This window comes from Wolbachia pipientis, assembly GCA_023052945.1.
Taxonomy (GTDB): domain Bacteria; phylum Pseudomonadota; class Alphaproteobacteria; order Rickettsiales; family Anaplasmataceae; genus Wolbachia.
Genome location: CP095495.1, coordinates 403,560 through 424,416 on the forward strand (window position 1 = coordinate 403,560; position 20,857 = coordinate 424,416).

Here is a 20,857-nt window from a genome sequence, read left to right on the forward strand (position 1 = left end):
GATATTTAAACGTTTTGTATCTGCTGTAATGATTTCACTTCCAATTTGCTATTCTTTACATATTGAATTGCAAGCACTAACGCTTTACTCCCAGAAGCTGTGGTGCTATAAGCTATATTTTGCAAAATAGCAGTTCTCCTGATGTCTTTGCTATCTGAGGCTGATTTCACGCCTTTTGAAGTATTGATTACTAGATTTATTTTTCCATCTTTGAGCATATCAACTATGTGGGGTCTGCCTTCTCTCACTTTATTTACAGCTTTTGCAGCAATGCCGTTATTGTTCAGATACAAAGCTGTGCCTTTGGTGGCATATATTTCAAAACTCAGTTCTTTCAACATTCGTACAACAGGCAATATATACTCTTTATCATCATCTTTTACTGAAACCAGAGCTGTTCCTTCTGTTGGTAACTTGTATCCTGCAGCCATGTGCACTTTTGCAAGTGCAGCTTCGAAAGATAAGTCAATTCCCATCACTTCTCCTGTTGATTTCATTTCAGGACCAAGTAAAGTATCAACTCCTGCAAAGCGGGTAAATGGAAAAACAGCAGCTTTAACTGCAAAATGATTGAAAGGCTTGTTTTCCTGATTCAAATTTTTACCCAAAATAACCTGAGTGGCAAGCTTTGCAACAGGAATGTTGATTACCTTGGAAATGAAAGGAACTGTACGGCTAGCCCTTAAATTCACTTCAAGTATGTATACATCACTCTCTTGAACAGCAAACTGAATGTTTATCAGACCTTTCACTTTTAATGCTAATGCTATTCTTTCAGTTTGGAGCTCGATCTCTTTTATTACTTCGTCACTCAATGTATTTGTCGGTATTGAGCATGTTGAATCGCCAGAGTGGATACCAGCTTCTTCAATGTGCTCCATGACCGCTGCAATGAAAACTTTTTTCCCATCACATACAGCATCAACGTCAACCTCAACTGCATTGACTAAAAATTTATCAAGAAGCAGTGACCCGTGTTCAAAAATTTTGGTTTGGTTCAAGACATACTCTTTAAAGCTCTGAGTATCGTGTCTAATCGACATAGACTGACCGCCGAGGACATATGATGGCCTGACTACTAGTGGAAACCCCACCTTTTCTGCGTTGGTTAACGCTTCTTTTACTGAATGGCAGATAGAACTTTCAGGTTGTTTTAAATTAAGTTGCAAAGCAAGGTTTTTAAATCTCATGCGATCTTCTGCAAGGTCAATAGAATCAAACGAAGTTCCCAGAATTTTGAAAACTCTCTCGTTAAGCACTTTGGCTAACTTTAAAGGCGTTTGCCCGCCGATTTGAACTATTACACCAACCAGTGTGCCATTTTCTTGCTCTTTGCTTAGTATTTCAAGCACATCCTCTGCAATGAGTGGCGCGAAATATAAACGATCAGCGGTATCATAATCAGTTGAAACGGTTTCTGGATTACAGTTAATCATTATTGTTTCATACCCCATTTCTTTGGCGGCAGAAGCTGCATGTACGCATGCATAATCAAACTCAATACCCTGACCAATGCGGTTTGGACCACTTCCTAAAATGACAACTTTTTTTCGATCCGAAATATTCGCCTCACATTCCGTTTTATTTTCAACATCACCCTCATAGCAGCCATACATATAAGCAGTGCTCGATTCAAATTCAGCTGCACAGGTGTCTACGCGTTTATAAACTGGATTAATGCCAAATTTTTTTCTTATTTCTTCAATTTGCTCTACTTTCTTATTGCTTAATTTTGCCAATCTTGCATCTGAAAACCCCATTTTTTTCAGCTCTAACATTTCATATGCAGTTTCAGGAAGGCCATTTTCCTTGATTTTTTGTTCAGCTAATATAATTTGCTGTATATTCTGCAAAAACCATAAGTCATATCCTGTAATCGAATTTATTTCTTCTATGCTTATTCCATGACGCATTGCGTCAGCAGCAATCAGTAATCTGTTTGGCAGCAATTTTGCTAATTGAGATTTAACATCTGTGTCTTCAGAAAACACTTCATCAAGTCCTGTAAGACCAGTTTCAAGTGAACGGAAAGCTTTCTGTAGTGACTCATTAAAAGTGCGGCCTATAGACATCACTTCCCCCACTGATTTCATGGAAGTTGATAGTTCACAATTCGTCCCCTTAAACTTCTCAAATTCAAAACGAGAAATTTTAGTGACGATATAATCAATCACTGGTTCAAATGCAGCAGGTATAACTGGAGCGCAATCATTACGTATCTCATCGAGTGAATAGCCGATAGCAAGTTTAGTTACAACTTTTGCAATAGGATAACCTGTTGCTTTTGAAGCAAGTGCAGAAGAGCGAGAAACCCTTGGATTCATTTCAATCACAACGAGGCTTCCATCTTCTTTAGGATTCACTGCAAACTGCACATTTGCACCACCGGCACTAACATCAATTTCTCTTAGCACTGCTATAGATGCATTTCTCATCTGTTGGTATTCTACGTCACGCAGAGTCAAAGCAGGAGCAACCGTGATACTATCCCCAGTGTGCACTCCCATTGGATCAATATTTTCTATCGAACAGACTATTATGCAGTTATCTTTACAATCACGGATAACTTCCATTTCATATTCTTTCCAGCCGATAATTGATTCATCTATCTGAACTTCATTTATTGGCGAAATTTTGAGAGCACTTTCTGCAATATTAAAAAACTCCTCTTTATTGTATGCTATGCCGCTACCTGCACCACCAAGGGTGAATGATGAGCGGATGATTGCTGGTAATCCAATGTAATCCAAAGCCTTTCTTATTTGTTCTTGATTTTTTATAATGATACTTTTGGGGTATTTCAGTCCTATTCTATCCATGGATTGGCGGAATAACTCTCTATCCTCTGCTTTTTTTATTGCTTCTCTATTTACCCCTATTAATTCTACATTGTATTTGTCTAACACTCCATCATCTGCAAGTTTTATTGCACAATTAAGTGCTGTTTGCCCGCCCATTGTTGGCAATATTGCATTTGGCATCTCCTTAATTATAATTTTCTCTATGATTTCAGGCAGTACCGGCTCAATATAAGTTGCATCAGAGAATTCAGGATCTGTCATTATAGTTGCAGGATTGGAGTTAACCAAAATGACTTTATAACCTTCACTTTTTAATACTTTACAGCTTTGCGTTCCGGAATAATCAAACTCGCATGCCTGACCTATAACTATTGGGCCTGCTCCTATTACTAATATAGATTCTATATCTGTACGTTTTGGCATAATTACAATAACGGTCTCTATTCAAGTAATGTTACCAATCTTTCCTGTATATGTGAATTTTTATTAAACCTATTAGCTAATTACTTTTAGGCTTGACGCATAACTGTACGAACATTGCAATTTGCGTGGCAGATTCCAGTGCTTGACACACAGCTGTACAAACATTCATTTTTGAAGGTAAATTGCACAGCAAATGATGTCATTCAAGTAGCTGACACTGGTTCCTTTATGACGGCAGTGCCCAGAGGTGTCATCCCAGTGCCCAGACACTGGGATCCAGAAAACTTAACTTTAAATAAGTGGCTGCATAATAAAGACTAGATTCCAGTGTCAAGCACTGGAATGACACCATAGAGGCACTGGGGTGACATCCTTCCTAGTGGAGATTACTCTCAAATCACAATGTTCATACAGTTGTGGGCTTAACGGTATCTTTGCAGATACTATGGTAATTTATTCGGGAGATTTGCTAAGCGGTAAGATTTCTCCTGATACGCTGCAATCGTTAGAAGCGAGCTCCACAAATTTGTCTGTTAGTTTATCAGGTAACACCAATCCAGATCCAGGAAATGCCTGCTCACTACCCACAGGTCCTTTCGTGTATACAGCATTTACACATAATTTTGTATGTTTTGTCTCAGATGCATATATCTGCACCATTATTTCTAGTGCAACTTTACTTGCAGCATACGGCATCCAATATGGATAAGAGGAAGGAGAAAGTGTCACCTCTGAGGTCATGAATATCACTCTTCCAGCATTAGACTTCTTTAGCATTGGATCTAAATTTTTTAGTAAGTACCAATTGGCAGTAAAATTTGTATTCATTACGTTCTGTAGCTCTTCAATCTCACAGTCGTGAATAGGGTTCAGTTTGCCTGAAATTCCAGTACACGCAACTAATATATCAAGTGCTCCAGATTCTGATAATTTCAGGCTTTCTATCATGTTTGTCAGTATCTTTGCATTCTCAAAGTCTAAAAGATCAAGCTGAATTAGTTTCACAGAGCCTTCTTTAAATTCTTCAAGCTCTTCAATTTCATTATATAGTGGCTTGAGGTGATCAATAGACCTTGAAATCAGAATCACATATGCACCTTCTCTTACAAACCTTTTTGCAACAGCAGAGCCTATTTTACCTGAAGCTCCGGTGATTAAAGCTACTTTACCTTCTAACTTACCCATTTCTTTCTCCTTAGCGAGATTCATTGAAATATTTTAGCTGAAAATTAAATTTTGCTCCATATATAAAAATCAAACTTAGCATATAAAAAAATAGTAATGACACTACCATACCACCTAAACTTCCATATATCAAATTCAGTTGGTCAAAGGAAGCTTTGAAATATTGCTTGAAAGCTGAAGCGGAAATTGTCCAAAGAATAACAGCCACACAAGATCCAGGAAAGACGTCTGATAAATTTTGTTTTATGTTTGGCAACATAAAATATAGCCAAGAGACTACTGTGAAAAGTACAAATTCAATGAGGAGATATTTAGTATAACTAATCCCCTGATAGGAAAAATCAATTAGCATTGGCACTAATGTAGAGAACACTATAGTTAGAGTTATAATAAGCGTGATCACTAAAAATTGTAGTATACTGAGCAACCTTCTTAATATATAAGGTGGCGAAACCGGAACTTTATAAGCTTTGTTCAATATTGTTCTTAGCCCTTCAATTGTTGACGAGGCGGTCCAAACAGCGCCTACAATTGCTAAAGTTAGTAAGCTTTGCGGCGGGCCTGATATTATCTCCTTAATGCGCGGCATCAAAGATGCTAAGATATCCTGTGGCATGTTATCAACAATAAATGCCCAGCCGACGTTATATTGGTCTAAGAAATTTGCGAATGTTGACGTCACAGCCATTAAAACGATGAGAAAAGGAAATATTGATAACAGAATTAAAAATGATAAATACCCTGCATGCTCCACCCCATCGTTATGAATTGTGTCAATCAAAGCACAATAAAGGCAATAAACGATGCTGTAAAATTTCTGTAGCACTGTAATATAAACGAGCCAAGAAAAGTATTCTAAATGAAATAAAGGATACTTTTAAGCAAAAAAATCCTTACCGTTTACTTAAATTTAATCAAAGTGAAGGATAATCCAGCATTAAATAGAAATTATTGGAGGCATAATGAAAAACTTTCTTCTACTTGTGGCTATAATTCTTTCCTTTGCGTTTGATGCGAGTGCTGATGATGCAACAACATCGACAATATGCAACATAATAGACTATACTAAAACACTAGGCGGACCAATGATCACGATAGTGATAATAGGTGCAGCTTTGCTTTCAATATTTGGCAGAATGCCGTGGCCTGCACTTTTTGCATTGGGCATGTTCACAGCTGCGTTTTTTGGTGCCCCTGCAGTTGTAAAGGCAATAACAGGACAAGAAGTATGTACTAGTCACAATTGCTCTGCTGGTACAACATGGAATTCTAGTCAAAATAAATGTGTATAGGTATTGCAGGCTTAGAAAAATCTTAAGTAAATGGTGCTTCTTAAAGGAGCACCATCACTGCACGAACTTGTGATTTGAGAGCAATTCCCACCATGAGGGTGTTATCCGAGTAGCTCCTTTCTCGTCATCCCAGTGCCCTTACTACTTGGATCCAGAAAAAAGAATGGTGTCATGAAAGTAGCCTCCTTCTCCTGTCATCCGAGTAGCTGACACTGGGATCCAGAAGACTTAATTTCAACCAAATAATAAAGGCTAGATCCCAGTGTCACGCACTGGGATGACACCTGTAGCCCTACGTCATACCGCGAATGAATCGCGGTATCTCTTAACATAAGACCTGCTGCGAATCAAGCGATAAAAAAAAGGAAAGGAAGGTGACTAAAATCAAGGTTAACTAAAAGGCGTGCTTAAGATTTACAATACCAGCAATAATATTGAACCTCAGGTTATATTTTTTCTGAAAATTGCGATAAACATTCGACATAATCTTAAATATCTTTATCTCTCGGATCTTGTTTTCTACTCTCATTCTAAATGATGCTAATCTTCTATTATGCTCTGGAGTTAATGGCTTTTTACGATACTTTTTATATGGAATTATAACATTGCTTTGCAATTTTTGCCAACCTTGATATCCAGAATCGGCATGTTTTATGCTATCAAGTGGTAAATATTTTTCTTGTTTCCTTATGCGGAAATCACTAATTCTACCACGGTATGACTTTGACACTGATAAAATTCTTCCTCCTTCTTCGATAATAATCTCAGTTTTCATAGTGTTGGTTCTTTTTTTCCTGAATATGATTTCTTCCGTTTTTTACTATCTTCTGGTCTCTGTATTTGCTGTTCTGTAACATCAGCCAAAATCTTCAGTATTTTTTCTGGCGTCATACTTCTATCTTTTGTTATAGTCACTTTTTTGGCGAGTAATGGCTCTATTCTCTTAAGTAACCTACATACATTTGCGTTGTGTACATTGAATAGGCATCCTAAAAATCTATGTGTTATGTAAGTGCGATAGTACAAAATTACGCAAAACAACTTATCTTCCAGAGTTGGTAGTTTTGATCTTCTACCATGACACTTTTTCTGTTTTTCCCATCCAGACCTCACTTTTTCCACTACTTTTTCGAACTCCTCTATAGTTAAACCTGTTATATTACGAAAGTTTCTTGGGTGTTTTTTCATATTATAGTAACTAAAGCTCATTTTTTTTCCTTACTTGATCTGCTTATTCTTCTTCTACCTCTCTCACATCATTTTTTCAATCACCTTTTTCAGCAGGTCTATAGATCCCGCTAACACGTAGCGGGATGACGGTTGTCGGTGAACCTAAGTTACTTTAGCTATAAATATTTAAGAAATTCACCAAACGAAAAAAAAGGCAAAAGAAGCCCCGTTGGTGACTAGTTATTTATATGTACTTCAAAATATTGGCGTTTTTTATTCTAAACGCTACGATTCAGCCGCTTTTAAATGCAACTAACCTAAATTATAAACGTTAAGAAATTTACTGAGCGGAAAAAAAGGCAAAGAAACCCCAGGGTGGCTAGTATTCAAATTCTCCCTTGTCTATTTGACGTCTTTTACTGTCTTAAACGCTTTATAAGCGCGTTTCAGCTTATATAGGTAGAAACCCAGAAGTTTTATAAAGACATGAGGTGCACATAGTGCAAAAAATTAAGCATGATTTACGCCAAATACATTAAGTTTTTTTGTCATTAATCCACTGCAGAGATTGCGAAGATAAATAAATAGCTTTACTTTCATGATAAGGGGGCTGGTGGAGTTTGTCAAGTGATTTTTGTCTCTCCATGCTACTTGGGTGACACCAACAGTTGTATTTTATATTATCTTTTTGCTCTACTAGCACTCAAGTTTCCTATTTAAAATTTTTAATATTAAATTCAATTCATTTGGATTATTATATCGTATCATAACTTTACCCTTAGAATTACTGTCATTAATTTTGATCTTTAAACCAAGTTGAGAAGATATAGCACCTTCTAGTGCTGCCATATCTTGATTTTTAGTATACTTATGCTCTTTTTGATTATTATTTTGTTGTAAGTCTTTTATCAATTTTTCAGTTTGTCTAACGCTCAGGCCCTGAGAAACTATTCTTTCTGCAATACTTTCCGCATTTTCAACATTAATCAACGCTCTTGCATGGCCCATAGATAGTTTTTTTTCGTTGATTATTGTTTTTACTCCATCAGGAAGTGACAACATCCGAATCATATTAGTTATGTGACTGCGGCTTTTGCCTATAGTTGAAGCTAATTCTTCATGTGTATAGGAAAACTCATCTATCAGTCTCTTATACGCTTCACCTTCTTCTATTGGATTAATATCTTGCCTTTGTATGTTTTCAATAATGGATACTTCCAAGCATTCCTTGTCGCTCAGATCTTTTATGATAACGGGTGCACTATCAAGATTTGCAATCTTGCTTGCTCGCCAACGACGTTCCCCAGCTATTATTTCGTAACCATCATCATTTGAATCTTTGCGTACCACGATAGGCTGTATAATGCCACTTTTCTTTATCGAATTTGCAAGTTCTCTTAATGACCCCTCGTCAAAATGTTTCCTCGGTTGAAATTTGCTTGGGTGCAGTAATGAAATAGGCAGATACTCTTGTCGATCTTCTTTATTATCATAATTATCGCCTATGAGACCAGCAAGACCTCTGCCGAGGCGTCTATCATCCTTCATACCACGCCCTCACTCACTAGCTTCTTCTCCTTACAACTGCTCGCGTGCTTTTTTAAAATTTCCCTTGCCAAACTTATATATGCTTGTGCACCAGGACACTTAAGATCATATACAATAGCAGGTTTTCCATGAGAAGGCGCTTCTGATAACCGTACGTTACGTGGAATAACAGTCTCATACAATGGGATGATAGTTTTGTATACTTTATCATTTAAATACTGGCAAATATCGTTTTTAATCTGTTCACTGAGTTTGTTGCGCCTGTCATACATTGTTAACACGATCCCTTCTATTGCCAAAAAAGGGTTTAGGTTATTCCTTTTTATCAGTTCTACAGTTTTAACTAAATGGCTTAATCCTTCCAGAGCAAAAAACTCACACTGAAGAGGAACAATAATAGAATTAGCAGCAGTCAAAGCATTTATGGTTAGAAGCCCAAGAGATGGAGGGCAATCGATGATTATATATTCATAATTATCGCGTATCTTCTCTAATGCGCTTTTTAGCACAAATTTTCCTCGCTCAAGTTGCGATAATTCAATTTCTGCAGCTGACAGATCAACTACTGACGAAATTAGTGATAAATTTGGAATTTCCTTTATATTGAAAACTGCCGATTCTATCAATTTATTTTCGCTGCTCAGTAGTATTTTGTATATATTTTTTTCTTCCCTACTACGATAAGAAATCCCGAGTCCGGTGCTAGCATTTCCTTGAGGATCAAGATCTACCAATAAAGTGCTTTTTCCCACAGCAGCAAAGGCTGTCGATAAATTTATACTAGTTGTGGTTTTGCCAACTCCACCCTTTTGATTTACTATTGCAATAATCTTGCTCACGCCTTTTATCTTATGTATAAAATAATTCTATTGTATATATGCAAGAAACTTTTGCATTAGAAAATTTTTTTGTTGCTAATCACACTAAAATTAGACTGTCTTTTTTGCTTTGTGTAACACACTTTGAACCTTGTTTCCTAATTCATTCAGAGTGAATGGTTTTGGCAAAAAGTGAAAATCTTCTATATTGATGTCATCACTCTTTAAAAAAGCATCTTCTGCATACCCAGAAATAAAAATAACGTTGATATTTGGCCTATGGATCAATGCTTCTTTAACTATTTCTGGACCACTCACCTCTGGCATGATTACATCAGTGATTATTAGATCTATGTGTTGATTTTTTTTACTGATTATTTCTAGCGCCTCGCTGCCTATGCTCGCTTCTATTACATCAAATCCTTTTCTTTTGAGTGCTTTAGAGATGAATTCCCTTACTGAATTTTCATCTTCAATCAATAAAATTATACCATTACCTTTAATTTCACTTACTACCGGTCTTTCTCTTTCTTCACTATCTTCCTCTATCAGATTTTCATCTGATATGTAAACCATGGGCAAAAATATGCTAAATTTAGTTCCATGATTTACTTTGCTAGCAACATAGATGTATCCTTCAGTTTGTTTAATAATGCCATATACAGTAGAGAGGCCAAGACCTGTACCGGAGGTAATATCTTTGGTAGAAAAAAATGGGTCAAATGCCTTTTCAATTGTATCACTTGTCATTCCACATCCAGTATCAATTACTTCAATCACAACATAATTTCCATGTTCGATCGTTTCCTTATCTGGAGAAAACATGTCCTGAGATGTAGAATTTAATGAGTCAATCTTTTGATTAAAGGTTCGTATAGTTAATTCTCCGCCCTTTTCCATGGCAGCACTAGCATTGACTGCTAAGTTAAGTATAACTTGCTCTAATTGCCCTTGATCAGCCCTAACAGCACCCAAGTCTCTACCATAATAAATATTAAACTTTATATTTTCACCTATTAATCTTTTTATCATTTCATAAAGATTAGCTATAGTACTATTTACATCAATAATTTTTGGCTGCAAGGTCTGTCTTCTTGAAAAAGCAAGCAATTGTCTTACTAAATTTGATCCACGCTTTGCATTTTGCTGTATCTGTATTATATCTCCAAAAGATGGATCACCAGCTGAATGTTGGAGTAAAAGCAAATCGCAAAATCCTATTATCCCAGTCAATATATTGTTGAAATCATGCGCAATACCACCTGCTAACTGCCCTATAGCTTGCATCTTTTGATAATGCTCAAGCTTTATCTCTAGGTTTTTGTGTTCAGTATTGTCAATAAAATAACAAAGTATGAAGATCATTTTATTATGAAGAAACTTATTAAAATATATTTTTATGTTATTATCGCCGTTGAGCTGTACATCAAAGGACGCATTATTTATTCTATTACTCGAAAAATATTCACGTATTTTCACATGATAACTATCTAATATCAATGTAAAGATTGAATTATTATCTGACCCTGCAAGCTTTATTAGTGCCGTATTTTTCTTTACAAAGTTGCCGTTTATGTCACATTGTGCAATAGCAATTGATGAATTTGCAAAACAAGGGTGTAATTGATAATCAACAATATTTGATTCGGTTGGTGTTATAAAGCCATATATATAGCTATGGTTGTATTTATCACAAAATATAGCAGTGCTCATATAAGCCTTGAATGGAATACCACTTATAGTAAAAAACAAAATTTCATTATCGGTTGTTGTATTGTTATATTTAGATTGAGATATAAAATCACTGATTGAGCTACCTTTTTCCAGTTTTTTCAGTTCAAATATATCTAAAAATCTTTTATTTACAGATAAAATCACCCCTTTGGCATTTGCAATGTAAGTTCCTATACTGTGTTTTTCTATTAACTCTTCATATATCTGCTCCTTGTTTATCTGTGTTGCTTTTAACACAAAATACCCATCTGGCCTTGCTATTGGCACTAATAATAAATTTAAAATCTTATTACTATTTATAGCAATTTGGGGATTATCTGGTATCGGCTCAAAGAGCAAAAGAAAGTTAGATACTCTATTCTTCTTGTTTAAGGAAATGCATACTTGTACAGAAGAGTTATTTTTTAGTGCATGATAGAGTACTTTTTTGTCTTCTTCTGAAACATCTCCTATTTCAAAAATCTTGCCTAACGTAATGTCATCATCTATATGATCTTTAAACCTTTCGTAGAACCTTGCATCAGCATAAATAATACCCTCATCTCTATGTAAAATAAGGCAAAATTCTGTATTATGATTTAGTGCATTTGCAAATATTGCATTTTGAAATTCTATAGTATTAAGTAGGTGTCTGTAGCGTTTTACATTATATATCATAAAGAGAGTTGTTAGAATGCCAACTAATAAATTAATCTCTATATTAATATGCTGACTATATATATCAAAAAAGTAGAGTATCGATATTGCTACTGGAGGTAAGAGCATAATAACTGCCATCACAACAATTGACATTCCATAATTTCTTAGTATGAAGTCAACCCTGTTCTCTTTTTTGTTATCTATGTATCTTTTACTCATTATTGTTACTTGGCATCGTTGTACATACGAAAATGTTTTATTATATTGATTTAATTATTATAGATTTATTAACGTCTTTGATAGATAATTATCATCCAAATCTAATTAAGTTCCTTAAATATCAGATATAACAATGTTAATAAGCTAGCGAGGGGATATTATGGAAAAACAAAGAACACAAGCATTTGAGTGGTTCTGTGCACTAAGAGATAAGATCATAGAATCTTTCTTATTAATTGAAAAACAATCATCCGCAGAGCCAAAGATCGAAAAAAGAAAGTGGGATCGCCCAGGTGGTGGAGGTGGTGAATCTACAATTATTTTTGGCAATGTTTTTGAAAAAGTTGGAGTAAACGTTTCAAAAGTACACGGAAAATTTGCAGATTCAGCCATTAATGAAATTCCTGGTGCAAGTGAAAGTAACGGAGAGTTTTGGGCAAGCGGTATATCTTTGGTGTCTCATATGCAATCGCCCCTTATCCCTGCAGCACATATGAACACAAGGCTGATATATACTTCAAAACAATGGTTTGGTGGAGGGATGGATTTTACGCCAATATATAAAAATGAAGAAGATTGCAAGTATATCCATGAATCAATCAAAATGACATGTGATAGATTTGACACCGGATATTATCCAAAATTTAAAGAGCAATGTGACAACTATTTTTTCTTACAACACAGAAAAGAGCCGCGTGGCATTGGTGGTATTTTCTATGATAATCTGAGTTCTGGCAATTGGAGAAATGATTTTGAGTTCACAAAAGCAGTAGGTGAAGCCTTTTTGGAAATTTATTTGCACATCATACGTAAACATATACAAAAATCTTGGACAAAAGAACAACGAGAAAATCAATTAATAAAACGTGGCAGATATGTAGAATTCAATCTGTTATACGATCGTGGCACAAGGTTTGGCTTAATGACTGACGGCAATCCAGATGCAATTATGATGTCAATGCCACCACTTGTTAAGTGGTTATAGAGAGCTGCTATTAGCAGAAAATAAATCATCATAGTTTAAAGTTGTACCATGATAGTGAACTTTTATATAGGGGGTATAATAGATAATTTTTTAATTAAATCTGTCAAAAACAATGACATAAAAGGTGTTAAACTGACTCTAAGTCTCTACAATGCACTAAATAGTTTTAGAAAATTCTTTTCAAAGACTATGTTTTTCAAGAATACAGGATTATTTGATATAAATAATAATCAAGCTTTAAATCAGGCTTTAGGATATGCAGTAAAAAGTCTTGATTATGATGTAATGGAATTACTTATTAATGCTGGCGCCAACGTTAATGCAATAGGCATCAACAGTATAGGAAGTGTAATTTATAAATATGAGAGAGCGCTTGCTCATGAGAAAAGGGTTATGCACTATGATCTCAAAGACTATAAGGAAAAATGTTGTTTTATACTTGGTGAGTTAGTAATAAATGGTGCAATGCCTCGAAATGTTGAAGAAAAGGAAAAAATATTGAACATTTTCAAAGAAAGAGAAGGTTTTGATGAGTTTAAAGAAGTAGTGAAGCTGAAATTTGAGGCTAACTCGGTTGGTAACATGATACCACCTAAAAACCCCCTAGAACTTTTGAGTATGAGTCAAAGAGTACTGGCAATGGTAATTTTCTTTTAAAAGAGTCTATTTACGCTGAGGTGTATGACACTAAGGTTAGTAACTCATTAGGGGAGTTGAACGTATCAGAAAAATCTATTTATGCTGAAATATATGATTCACATAAAAAATCTACTGAAAATTCATCATTGGACGATAGTGGTTATTTGAGTATATCAGAAGAACCTATTTATTGCACTATAGATGATCTTTCAGAACAAAAAAGCCTGCTAGCCTAAAACAGAAAGAGCCAGAACAATTGTCAGAACCTATTTATGCTAGGGTAGATTTGTCCAAGAAAAGAGCAGAAAAGAAGGCAAAAGATGTAAAAGCCAATTCTGGAACTTACCATGGGTTAGTGCAGGATAAAGTGAATGATTGGCAAGAGCAAGTGAAGCTAAGTGCTAATAAGCCGATAGGTCAGCAACAGACTAATGATCAAAAAATTAAGACCAAGGCTGGCTTTAGTGTAGAAGAAATAAAGCAGAAATATGGGCGTAGAAATTCTGGCTACGATTCTGGCTATGATTCCGATACAAAAGTTGAACAACAATTAGAATTAGGATCTAAAACTCCTAAATCTGAAATAAATTCAGTGAATATTAAATATGGAATAGAGAAAGACGTTTGCGCCATAAAATAATTGACTTTATGTGCATAATCAATATAACTTGAGTTAATTCGCGTTGACTCTTTCGTCTAGTGGTTAGGACACCACCCTTTCACGGTGGTAACACGGGTTCAAATCCCGTAAGAGTCACTCAAGTAGAATATAATTAAAGTTTTGAATGGGAAAAATTAGGCTTTATTTTGAAGAAGCTTTATCACAAGGCGTGAGTTTAGCACTTAATCCACAACAAAGTCACTATATTTGCAATGTAATGCGGCTTAAGAAGTATGATAGTCTCTCTCTTTTTAATGGAAAGGATGGAGAATGGTTAGGAGAAGTAGTTAATATATCGCGTAAATTAACAAAAGTTACACTCAAAGAATGCACTAAACAACAGCAATATGAGGAAAATTTATACTTATATTGTGCCATGGTAAAAAGTGGTGCTTTAGGCAACATAGTAAGACAGGCAACTGAAATGGGAGTAACCTGCATTCAATTTATTTCAACGGAACGTACAGTAGTAAAAAACATTAACCTAAGTAGAGCAAAATTACAGGCAATCGAAGCTGTGGAACAATCCGGTAGGATGAGTATACCAGAGATTTTGCCTCCTATTAACTTTTGTGAGTTACCTGATTCCCAGAGTAAAAATTTTGTTTTATGTGATGAAACAGGTAAAGCTGATAAAGTGCTGAAAGGTAAGAAAAATGTTGCTATTATTGTTGGCCCTGAAGGTGGTTTTTCATCTTATGAACTTGATCTTGCCGATAAGTTTTGTCAAAAATTGAGTCTAGGAAAAAGAATTTTAAGGGTCGATACTGCTGTGGTTGCTGCACTAACTTTCACCAATTGGTGTAGCTAGATTTTTAAATATGGCTAAGGTTTGGGCCATAGAGAAATCTGATTCAGTGTTGCACGCGCTAACTGTACAAACTCTATAGGCCGCCTGCGAAGCAGTTTGCTACTAAAGAGGAGCTAATAAAAAACATATTCTAAAATAATATTAAATCTTATATTATATTTTTTCTAAAATAAACAAATGAATCTTGCATTTTGCCTGAGTTATTGATACTCTGAGTAAAGAAGTCGGGGCGTAGCGCAGCCTGGTAGCGCATTTGGTTTGGGACCAAAGGGTCGGGAGTTCAAATCTCTCCGCCCCGATGCTAGCAGAAGTTTTAACGCTTTTAATAGTTAGAGCTTTTAAAGGCATTTCGTTCATATTGCAGTTTAACGCTCAAGTTTATAAAATAATTGACAATGTTAATTTTCTAATTTATAAATAAATTTTGAAGTGATTACCGAAGGAGGTATAGAGTTTGATTGAAGTATCAGTCCATTATGGTGATGTAGACAGAGCTCTTCCAGTATTGAAAAAAACAATTCAAAAGGAAGGAAGAGGGTTGAAAATGAAAAAACAATATCATGAAAAAAAATCAGAAAAAAGAGCTAAAAAGAAAGCTGAAGCGAGAAAAAAGAGGCATCAGCAAGAATGCAGAAGGCAGCGTTACGGTTGGTAATTTTTTAATAGTTTATCATTGGTTGTTTTATGAATATTCACGAATATCAAGCAAAAGAGATTTTGCATAAATTTAATGTCCCGGTGCCAAAAGGTTTTGTCACTATGTCTGCAGAAGGAGTAAAGACTCAAGTAAGTCAATTAAAATCTGATGTGTTTGTGGTTAAAGCTCAAATTCATGCAGGTGGTAGGGGTAAAGCCGGTGGCGTAAAGCTAGCAAAGTCAGATGAAGAAACTCAACAGTTTGTAAAAGACATGATTGGTATGACTTTAGTTACTCATCAAACAGGGCCAAGCGGGCAGCAAGTAAGAAGAGTATACATTGAAGAAGGCTCAAGTATTAAGAAAGAGTATTACTTAAGCCTGGTAATTGACCCGAAGCTCAGTAGGCCAATATTCATATTTTCCTCAGAAGGTGGGATGGACATCGAAGAAGTGGCGAAAAATTCTCCCGCAAAAATTGTGAAATTTGATATTGATCTTGCTACAAGTTTTGATAGCAGCAAGTTAAGCAGCAGTTTTAATTTGAGTTCAGAACAAATAGAAAAAATAACAAATGTTGCAAAAAATATATATGATGCGTTTATTGCAACTGATGCGAGCCAAATTGAAATCAACCCACTAGTTGAAACAAATTCTGGAGATTTTATTGCACTCGATGCGAAAATCAATTTCGATGATAATGCTTTATATCGTCACCCAGAAGTTATGGAACTTCGTGATTATGATGAAGAAGTGAAAGAAGAGATAGAGGCTTCAAAGTATGGGCTCAGTTACATCAAAATGGATGGCAGTATTGGTTGCATGGTAAATGGTGCAGGTCTTGCTATGGCAACAATGGATATAATAAAATACTACGGAGCAGAGCCTGCTAACTTTTTGGATGTTGGTGGTGGAGCGAGTAAAGAAACTGTAACTGAAGCATTTAAAATCATATTGTCTGATAGCAACGTAAGAGGAATTTTGGTTAACATATTTGGTGGTATAATGCGTTGCGATATTATCGCAAGTGGAATTGTTGCTGCTGCAAAAGAAATGAGCATTAAAGTTCCTTTAGTGGTTAGGTTATCAGGTACTAATTTTGAGGAAGGAAAAAAAATCTTAGAAGAGTCAGGATTAAATATTATTGCTGCAGATGAACTGGGTGATGCTGCGCAAAAGATAGTAAAAGAGGTAAAATAAAGCATGTCCGTTTTAGTAAATAAAGATACAAGATTAATATGCCAGGGTTTTACTGGTGCACAAGGTACGTTTCATTCAGAGCAAGCTATTGACTACGGGACGAAAATGGTTGGCGGTGTAACTCCTGGAAAGGGTGGTAGCACTCACCTTAATTTACCGGTTTTTAATACTGTAGCAGAAGCTAGAGAAAAAACTGATGCGAATGCCACGGTAATATATGTACCTGCTAAATTTGCTGCTGCTGCAGTACTTGAAGCAATAGATGCAAAAATAGAATTGATAGTTTGTATTACAGAGGGCATTCCTATACTTGATATGGTGAAAGTTAAGCGCGCGCTTGTTGATTCAAAAAGTCGATTGGTTGGTCCCAACTGCCCGGGAATTATTACGCCTGAAGAGTGCAAAATAGGAATTATGCCTGGCCATATCCATAAGCGTGGACACATAGGAATTATGTCTCGCTCCGGAACTTTAACTTACGAGGCAGTAGCACAAACAACCGCTGTTGGTCTTGGTCAATCCACGTGTATCGGAATTGGGGGGGATCCAGTTCATGGTATGACATTTGTCGACTGTATGGAGCTCTTTTTAAAAGATGACGATACTCATGGTATTGTAGTTATTGGTGAAATAGGTGGAAACGAAGAAGAGGATGTATCACATTTTGTGAAAACAGAAAAAACTAAAAAGCCAATCGTTGGTTTTGTAGCAGGTCAAACAGCACCTCCAGGAAGACGTATGGGACACGCTGGAGCAATCATCTCTTCCAGTGGTGGAAGTGCTGGTGCAAAACTAGAAGTTATGCGGAGCGCCGGGATTGCAATTGCTGAAACCCCTGCAGTGATTGGTAAGAAGGTATTGGAAGTAATGCATTAGTGCCTAATCTAAAACGCAGCTGTACGAACGTTGTGATTTGAGGGGCAGTTTCTGCTAGAAAGGGTGTCACTCAAGTAGCTGACACTGGAATCTCAACACCTCTTCCTGTCATTCCAGTCTGAAATCTAAATTTCTTTTTTTCTAGGTCCCAGTGTCAAGCACCGGGATGACATCCTATGGACATCATGGGGACTACTGGGATGGTACGGTGGTAACAACTAAAGAAAAATATCAACTAGGTTTATAGTCTATCACTACTGTTTTTGCAATTTTATCATAAAAAGTCTGCTTGTGCTGGTCGAATATTGCAAACATTAAAACTGAGACTTGTACGATAAAAAGACATCCAGAAACATAGCCAGGAAGAGGATCATATAGAAAATTACAAATAGTCCAAATGCCGTCCTTAAAAAAGTATCTTATTGTTGCTTGCTTTAGGGTAACATTTGTAAATGTATGTGCATCTTTTATATATATGCCGCACAGTAATTTCCCTGGAGTGCCGCCAAGTCTTGTTGTCATTAGTATATTAAAAATTGTATATATTGGTAGTATCACTATAAAAACTATCATGTGGATAACTGTCTTGTAAGTATCGTCTGCATCATTGTATGATGTAGATGAATGATGTAGAAAATATAGAAAAAAGATTATAATAAAGGCTATTATTACCCATAAAACAATATCAATTACATATGCAAAAGCTCGCCTAAACATCCCTGCATAACTTACTTTAGTATCCATACTCTGCCCATGTTCTACTGTGACGTAACTAGTATAAAAATACGTTATTAAATAACCGTAAATTTGGATAATATTGACCCACTCTATTATTTGAATTAACATTAAATCATTTACAGTTAGGGAAGTTATGTCAACACCAATCACAGTTGCATATGGTGACGGTATCGGGCCGGAAATTATGGAAGCGGTGCTGTCGATATTGCGTGAAGCAGAAGCGAAGATCTCAATAGATATTATTGAAATAGGGGAGCGTGTTTATAGTAAGGAATGGTCTCACGGCATTTCTCCAAGTGGCTGGGAGTCTATTGAAAGGACAAAGATATTACTCAAATCTCCGACAACAACTCCTCAAGGTAAAGGCCACAAAAGCTTGAACGTTGCACTCAGAAAAAATCTAGGGTTATATGCAAACATCAGGCCGTGTATTTCATATCATCCTGTCATAGAAAATAAATTTGATAAGTTTGATATTGTAGTAATACGTGAAAATGAAGAGGACGTTTACACCGGAATAGAGCATAGGCTCACTGGTGATTCTTACCAATGCACTAAAATTATTACTAGATCTGGCTCAGAGAAGATATGCAGGTATGCTTTTGAATACGCGAAAAAACACAACAGAAAAAAAGTAACTTGCCTAACTAAAGATAACATAATGAAGATGACCGACGGCGCTTTTCATGCAGCGTTTGATCGTATTGCAAAAGAATATCCGGATATAAAGGCGGAACATTATATAGTTGATATTGGAATGGCACGTGTTGCCACAGAACCCGAGAATTTCGATGTTATAGTAACTGAAAATCTATATGGCGACATATTATCAGACATAGTGGCACAAACCTCAGGTTCTGTAGGGCTTGCAGGAAGTAGCAATATAGGTAATGAATATGCGATGTTTGAAGCAGTGCACGGTTCTGCTCCTGATATTGCAGGAAAAAACATGGCTAATCCTTCAGGGCTTTTAAATGCTGCAGTGCATATGCTAATTTACATGGGTCAAGTAGATACTGCAAAACTAATTTACGATGCGTGGCTGAAGACTTTGGAGGATGGAATACACACTGCCGATTTATATAAGAAGAAAAGGAGTAAGCAGAAAGTTGGTACCAAAGAATTTGCAAAAGCTGTTATAGATAATCTAGGGAAAAAACCCACAACGTTATCTGAGCTTATAATTGACAGTGGTGCAAGTAGCAAAATGAGTGAAATGCAAAATAGCTACGAACAGGACTACAAAGTTAGAAAGCTGGTTGGTAGTGATATAACGCTTGCTTGGAACAAATCCAACAATTTTGATCAAATGGTAGGATTATTTGAACCGAGTAATCCGCAAATGATAGCAATATACTCAAAAGGACTTGCAATTTGGCCAGGAGGCTTAAAATCTTCAAGTGACCAAATAACCTGCAGGTTCATTGCAAATAATAAAATTACAAATAGTGATGTGAATAACTTGCTAATCAAATTTGAGGAACACAATTTTGATGTGGTGAGAATGGATAAGTTGTATTTATATGATGGAAAGGAGGGGTTCTTCGTTTAAATATTTAAAAGAGGTGTGATAAGTAAAATGGACTCAAAAAAAGTAGAATTGATATTTGAAAAGTTTCAACAATCGAACCCTATACCGAAAATAGAGCTAAATTATACCAATCATTTTACATTGCTGGTTGCGATAGTTTTGTCAGCGCGGACAACCGATGTAAGCGTTAATAAAATTACAAGAGAACTATTTAATATCGCTGATACGCCAGAAAAAATGCTGAGCTTTGGACAAAATGAGCTGAAAAAATGCATAAGCAGTATTGGTTTATATAATTCCAAAGCAAAAAACATAATCGGGCTCAGCAAAATATTGATTGAGCAGTACAATAGCAAAGTGCCTACTGATTTCGATGATTTGGTATCTTTACCAGGGGTTGGGAGAAAGAGCGCTAATGTGTTCTTAAATTCAGGACTTGGTGTTCCAACATTAGCAGTTGATACTCATGTTTTTAGAGTAAGCAATAGAGTTGGGCTTGTGAAAGGAAAAGATGTATTTAAAACAGAGCAATCTCTTTTGAATGTGGTTCCAAAAAAATACCTACTTTATGCTCATCGCTGGCTAGTTTTGCATGGTAGATATGTTTGCAAAGCGCAAAAGCCTTCGTGTGAAACGTGCATAATTCATGATTTATGTGAGTTTGAATGCAAGAGGTTAGTATCTCTTCTTTTGTAATTCAAGTAGCTGATGCTGGTTCCTTTACGACGGCAGTTCCTAGACATTGGTTCTTTTTTTCTAGATGCCAGTGTCAGCTACTTGAATGACACAGTGTGGAATATCATCCAAGTTACCCATTTGTGTCATCCGAGTAGCCTCTTTTTTGTCATCCCAGTGCCCAGACACTGGTTCACTCTATAATGGTAGTGCCTCTATAGACCTGCTGCGAATCAAGCGATAAAAAAAAGGAAAGGAGGGTGACTAAAATCAAGG

17 protein-coding genes, 2 tRNA genes and 2 pseudogenes are annotated in these 20,857 nt (G+C 36.0%); 12 read left to right on the forward strand and 9 right to left on the reverse strand.

Annotated elements, in window-relative coordinates:
- Positions 1 to 5 precede the first annotated feature (5 nt).
- A complete protein-coding gene (carB, locus tag MWH06_01940) occupies positions 6 to 3,224 on the reverse strand; it encodes a carbamoyl-phosphate synthase large subunit (GenBank protein ID UPA55416.1) in 3,219 nt (1,072 codons plus the stop codon).
- Positions 3,225 to 3,362: 138 nt separating this feature from the next.
- Between carB and MWH06_01945 the strand changes: the two genes are divergently transcribed.
- A complete protein-coding gene (locus MWH06_01945; GenBank protein UPA55417.1) occupies positions 3,363 to 3,545 on the forward strand; it encodes a hypothetical protein in 183 nt (60 codons plus the stop codon).
- A 132-nt stretch (positions 3,546 to 3,677) separates the two neighbouring features.
- On the opposite strand, the gene MWH06_01950 is transcribed toward MWH06_01945, so the two are convergent.
- Positions 3,678 to 4,433, reverse strand: coding sequence for an SDR family oxidoreductase (locus MWH06_01950; protein ID UPA55418.1), 756 nt, complete (start codon positions 4,431 to 4,433; stop codon positions 3,678 to 3,680).
- Entirely contained in the window at positions 4,420 to 5,235 is an 816-nt protein-coding gene (locus MWH06_01955; protein ID UPA55419.1) for a YihY/virulence factor BrkB family protein, read from the reverse strand. Before MWH06_01955 ends, MWH06_01950 begins: the two co-directional genes overlap by 14 nt.
- A 136-nt stretch (positions 5,236 to 5,371) precedes the next feature.
- On the opposite strand from MWH06_01955, the gene MWH06_01960 reads away from it, so the two are divergent.
- On the forward strand, positions 5,372 to 5,701 hold the full coding sequence (locus MWH06_01960) for a TrbC/VirB2 family protein (GenBank protein ID UPA55420.1): 330 nt from the start codon (positions 5,372 to 5,374) through the stop codon (positions 5,699 to 5,701).
- Between the two features lie 194 nt (positions 5,702 to 5,895).
- On the opposite strand, the gene MWH06_01965 is transcribed toward MWH06_01960, so the two are convergent.
- The 5 genes and pseudogenes from MWH06_01965 to MWH06_01985 all read right to left on the reverse strand — a co-directional run bounded on the left by MWH06_01965 (position 5,896) and on the right by MWH06_01985 (position 11,829).
- Positions 5,896 to 6,033 carry a hypothetical protein gene (locus tag MWH06_01965; GenBank protein UPA55421.1) on the reverse strand — a complete coding sequence of 46 codons (138 nt, stop codon included), beginning with the start codon at positions 6,031 to 6,033 and terminating at the stop codon, positions 5,896 to 5,898.
- Between the two features lie 62 nt (positions 6,034 to 6,095).
- A pseudogene (locus MWH06_01970) lies at positions 6,096 to 6,910 on the reverse strand (transposase).
- Between the two features lie 657 nt (positions 6,911 to 7,567).
- Positions 7,568 to 8,419: a ParB/RepB/Spo0J family partition protein gene (locus tag MWH06_01975; GenBank protein UPA55422.1), complete on the reverse strand. Its 852-nt coding sequence runs from the start codon at positions 8,417 to 8,419 to the stop codon at positions 7,568 to 7,570.
- The gene (locus MWH06_01980; protein UPA55423.1) at positions 8,416 to 9,258 is read right to left on the reverse strand and encodes an AAA family ATPase; all 843 of its coding nucleotides are present in this window, start codon (positions 9,256 to 9,258) and stop codon (positions 8,416 to 8,418) included. The genes MWH06_01975 and MWH06_01980 overlap by 4 nt, the downstream gene beginning before the upstream one ends.
- Before the next feature lie 90 nt (positions 9,259 to 9,348).
- The gene (locus tag MWH06_01985) at positions 9,349 to 11,829 is read right to left on the reverse strand and encodes an ATP-binding protein (GenBank protein UPA55424.1); all 2,481 of its coding nucleotides are present in this window, start codon (positions 11,827 to 11,829) and stop codon (positions 9,349 to 9,351) included.
- Positions 11,830 to 11,989: 160 nt separating this feature from the next.
- Between MWH06_01985 and hemF the strand changes: the two genes are divergently transcribed.
- From hemF to sucD, 8 genes and pseudogenes are all read left to right on the forward strand, one after another.
- The gene (gene hemF / locus MWH06_01990) at positions 11,990 to 12,814 is read left to right on the forward strand and encodes an oxygen-dependent coproporphyrinogen oxidase (protein UPA55425.1); all 825 of its coding nucleotides are present in this window, start codon (positions 11,990 to 11,992) and stop codon (positions 12,812 to 12,814) included.
- Positions 12,815 to 12,862: 48 nt separating this feature from the next.
- A pseudogene (locus MWH06_01995) lies at positions 12,863 to 14,093 on the forward strand (hypothetical protein).
- Between the two features lie 45 nt (positions 14,094 to 14,138).
- Positions 14,139 to 14,210, forward strand: a tRNA-Glu gene (locus MWH06_02000).
- Between the two features lie 28 nt (positions 14,211 to 14,238).
- Complete coding sequence (locus MWH06_02005; protein ID UPA55426.1) at positions 14,239 to 14,925, forward strand: 16S rRNA (uracil(1498)-N(3))-methyltransferase; 687 nt, start codon at positions 14,239 to 14,241, stop codon at positions 14,923 to 14,925.
- A 225-nt stretch (positions 14,926 to 15,150) separates the two neighbouring features.
- Positions 15,151 to 15,224 (forward strand) — tRNA-Pro (locus tag MWH06_02010).
- Positions 15,225 to 15,379: 155 nt separating this feature from the next.
- Entirely contained in the window at positions 15,380 to 15,580 is a 201-nt protein-coding gene (gene rpsU, locus MWH06_02015; GenBank protein ID UPA55427.1) for a 30S ribosomal protein S21, read from the forward strand.
- Positions 15,581 to 15,609: 29 nt separating this feature from the next.
- Complete coding sequence (gene sucC, locus MWH06_02020) at positions 15,610 to 16,761, forward strand: ADP-forming succinate--CoA ligase subunit beta (GenBank protein UPA55428.1); 1,152 nt, start codon at positions 15,610 to 15,612, stop codon at positions 16,759 to 16,761.
- 3 nt (positions 16,762 to 16,764) lie between these two features.
- Positions 16,765 to 17,637 carry a succinate--CoA ligase subunit alpha gene (gene sucD, locus MWH06_02025; protein UPA55429.1) on the forward strand — a complete coding sequence of 291 codons (873 nt, stop codon included), beginning with the start codon at positions 16,765 to 16,767 and terminating at the stop codon, positions 17,635 to 17,637.
- A 231-nt stretch (positions 17,638 to 17,868) separates the two neighbouring features.
- On the opposite strand, the gene MWH06_02030 is transcribed toward sucD, so the two are convergent.
- On the reverse strand, positions 17,869 to 18,381 hold the full coding sequence (locus MWH06_02030) for an RDD family protein (protein ID UPA55430.1): 513 nt from the start codon (positions 18,379 to 18,381) through the stop codon (positions 17,869 to 17,871).
- A 127-nt stretch (positions 18,382 to 18,508) separates the two neighbouring features.
- Here MWH06_02030 and icd point away from each other — a divergent pair, with 127 nt between their 5' ends.
- The gene (gene icd / locus MWH06_02035; protein UPA55431.1) at positions 18,509 to 19,927 is read left to right on the forward strand and encodes an isocitrate dehydrogenase; all 1,419 of its coding nucleotides are present in this window, start codon (positions 18,509 to 18,511) and stop codon (positions 19,925 to 19,927) included.
- A 27-nt stretch (positions 19,928 to 19,954) separates the two neighbouring features.
- On the forward strand, positions 19,955 to 20,602 hold the full coding sequence (gene nth, locus MWH06_02040) for an endonuclease III (GenBank protein UPA55432.1): 648 nt from the start codon (positions 19,955 to 19,957) through the stop codon (positions 20,600 to 20,602).
- Positions 20,603 to 20,857: the final 255 nt, after the last annotated feature.

Excerpts from the sequence above, each read along its gene's own strand:
- MWH06_02005 (UPA55426.1), top strand. The coding sequence starts at position 14,239 with ATGGGAAAAATTAGGCTTTATTTTGAAGAAGCTTTATCACAAGGCGTG.
- nth (UPA55432.1), top strand. The coding sequence starts at position 19,955 with ATGGACTCAAAAAAAGTAGAATTGATATTTGAAAAGTTTCAACAATCG.
- MWH06_01985 (UPA55424.1), bottom strand. The coding sequence starts at position 11,829 with ATGAGTAAAAGATACATAGATAACAAAAAAGAGAACAGGGTTGACTTC.
- carB (UPA55416.1), bottom strand. The coding sequence starts at position 3,224 with ATGCCAAAACGTACAGATATAGAATCTATATTAGTAATAGGAGCAGGC.
- hemF (UPA55425.1), top strand. The coding sequence starts at position 11,990 with ATGGAAAAACAAAGAACACAAGCATTTGAGTGGTTCTGTGCACTAAGA.
- MWH06_01950 (UPA55418.1), bottom strand. The coding sequence starts at position 4,433 with ATGAATCTCGCTAAGGAGAAAGAAATGGGTAAGTTAGAAGGTAAAGTA.
- sucD (UPA55429.1), top strand. The coding sequence starts at position 16,765 with ATGTCCGTTTTAGTAAATAAAGATACAAGATTAATATGCCAGGGTTTT.
- MWH06_02030 (UPA55430.1), bottom strand. The coding sequence starts at position 18,381 with ATGGATACTAAAGTAAGTTATGCAGGGATGTTTAGGCGAGCTTTTGCA.
- MWH06_01975 (UPA55422.1), bottom strand. The coding sequence starts at position 8,419 with ATGAAGGATGATAGACGCCTCGGCAGAGGTCTTGCTGGTCTCATAGGC.
- sucC (UPA55428.1), top strand. The coding sequence starts at position 15,610 with ATGAATATTCACGAATATCAAGCAAAAGAGATTTTGCATAAATTTAAT.
- MWH06_01965 (UPA55421.1), bottom strand. The coding sequence starts at position 6,033 with ATGTTAAGAGATACCGCGATTCATTCGCGGTATGACGTAGGGCTACAG.
- MWH06_01960 (UPA55420.1), top strand. The coding sequence starts at position 5,372 with ATGAAAAACTTTCTTCTACTTGTGGCTATAATTCTTTCCTTTGCGTTT.
- icd (UPA55431.1), top strand. The coding sequence starts at position 18,509 with ATGTCAACACCAATCACAGTTGCATATGGTGACGGTATCGGGCCGGAA.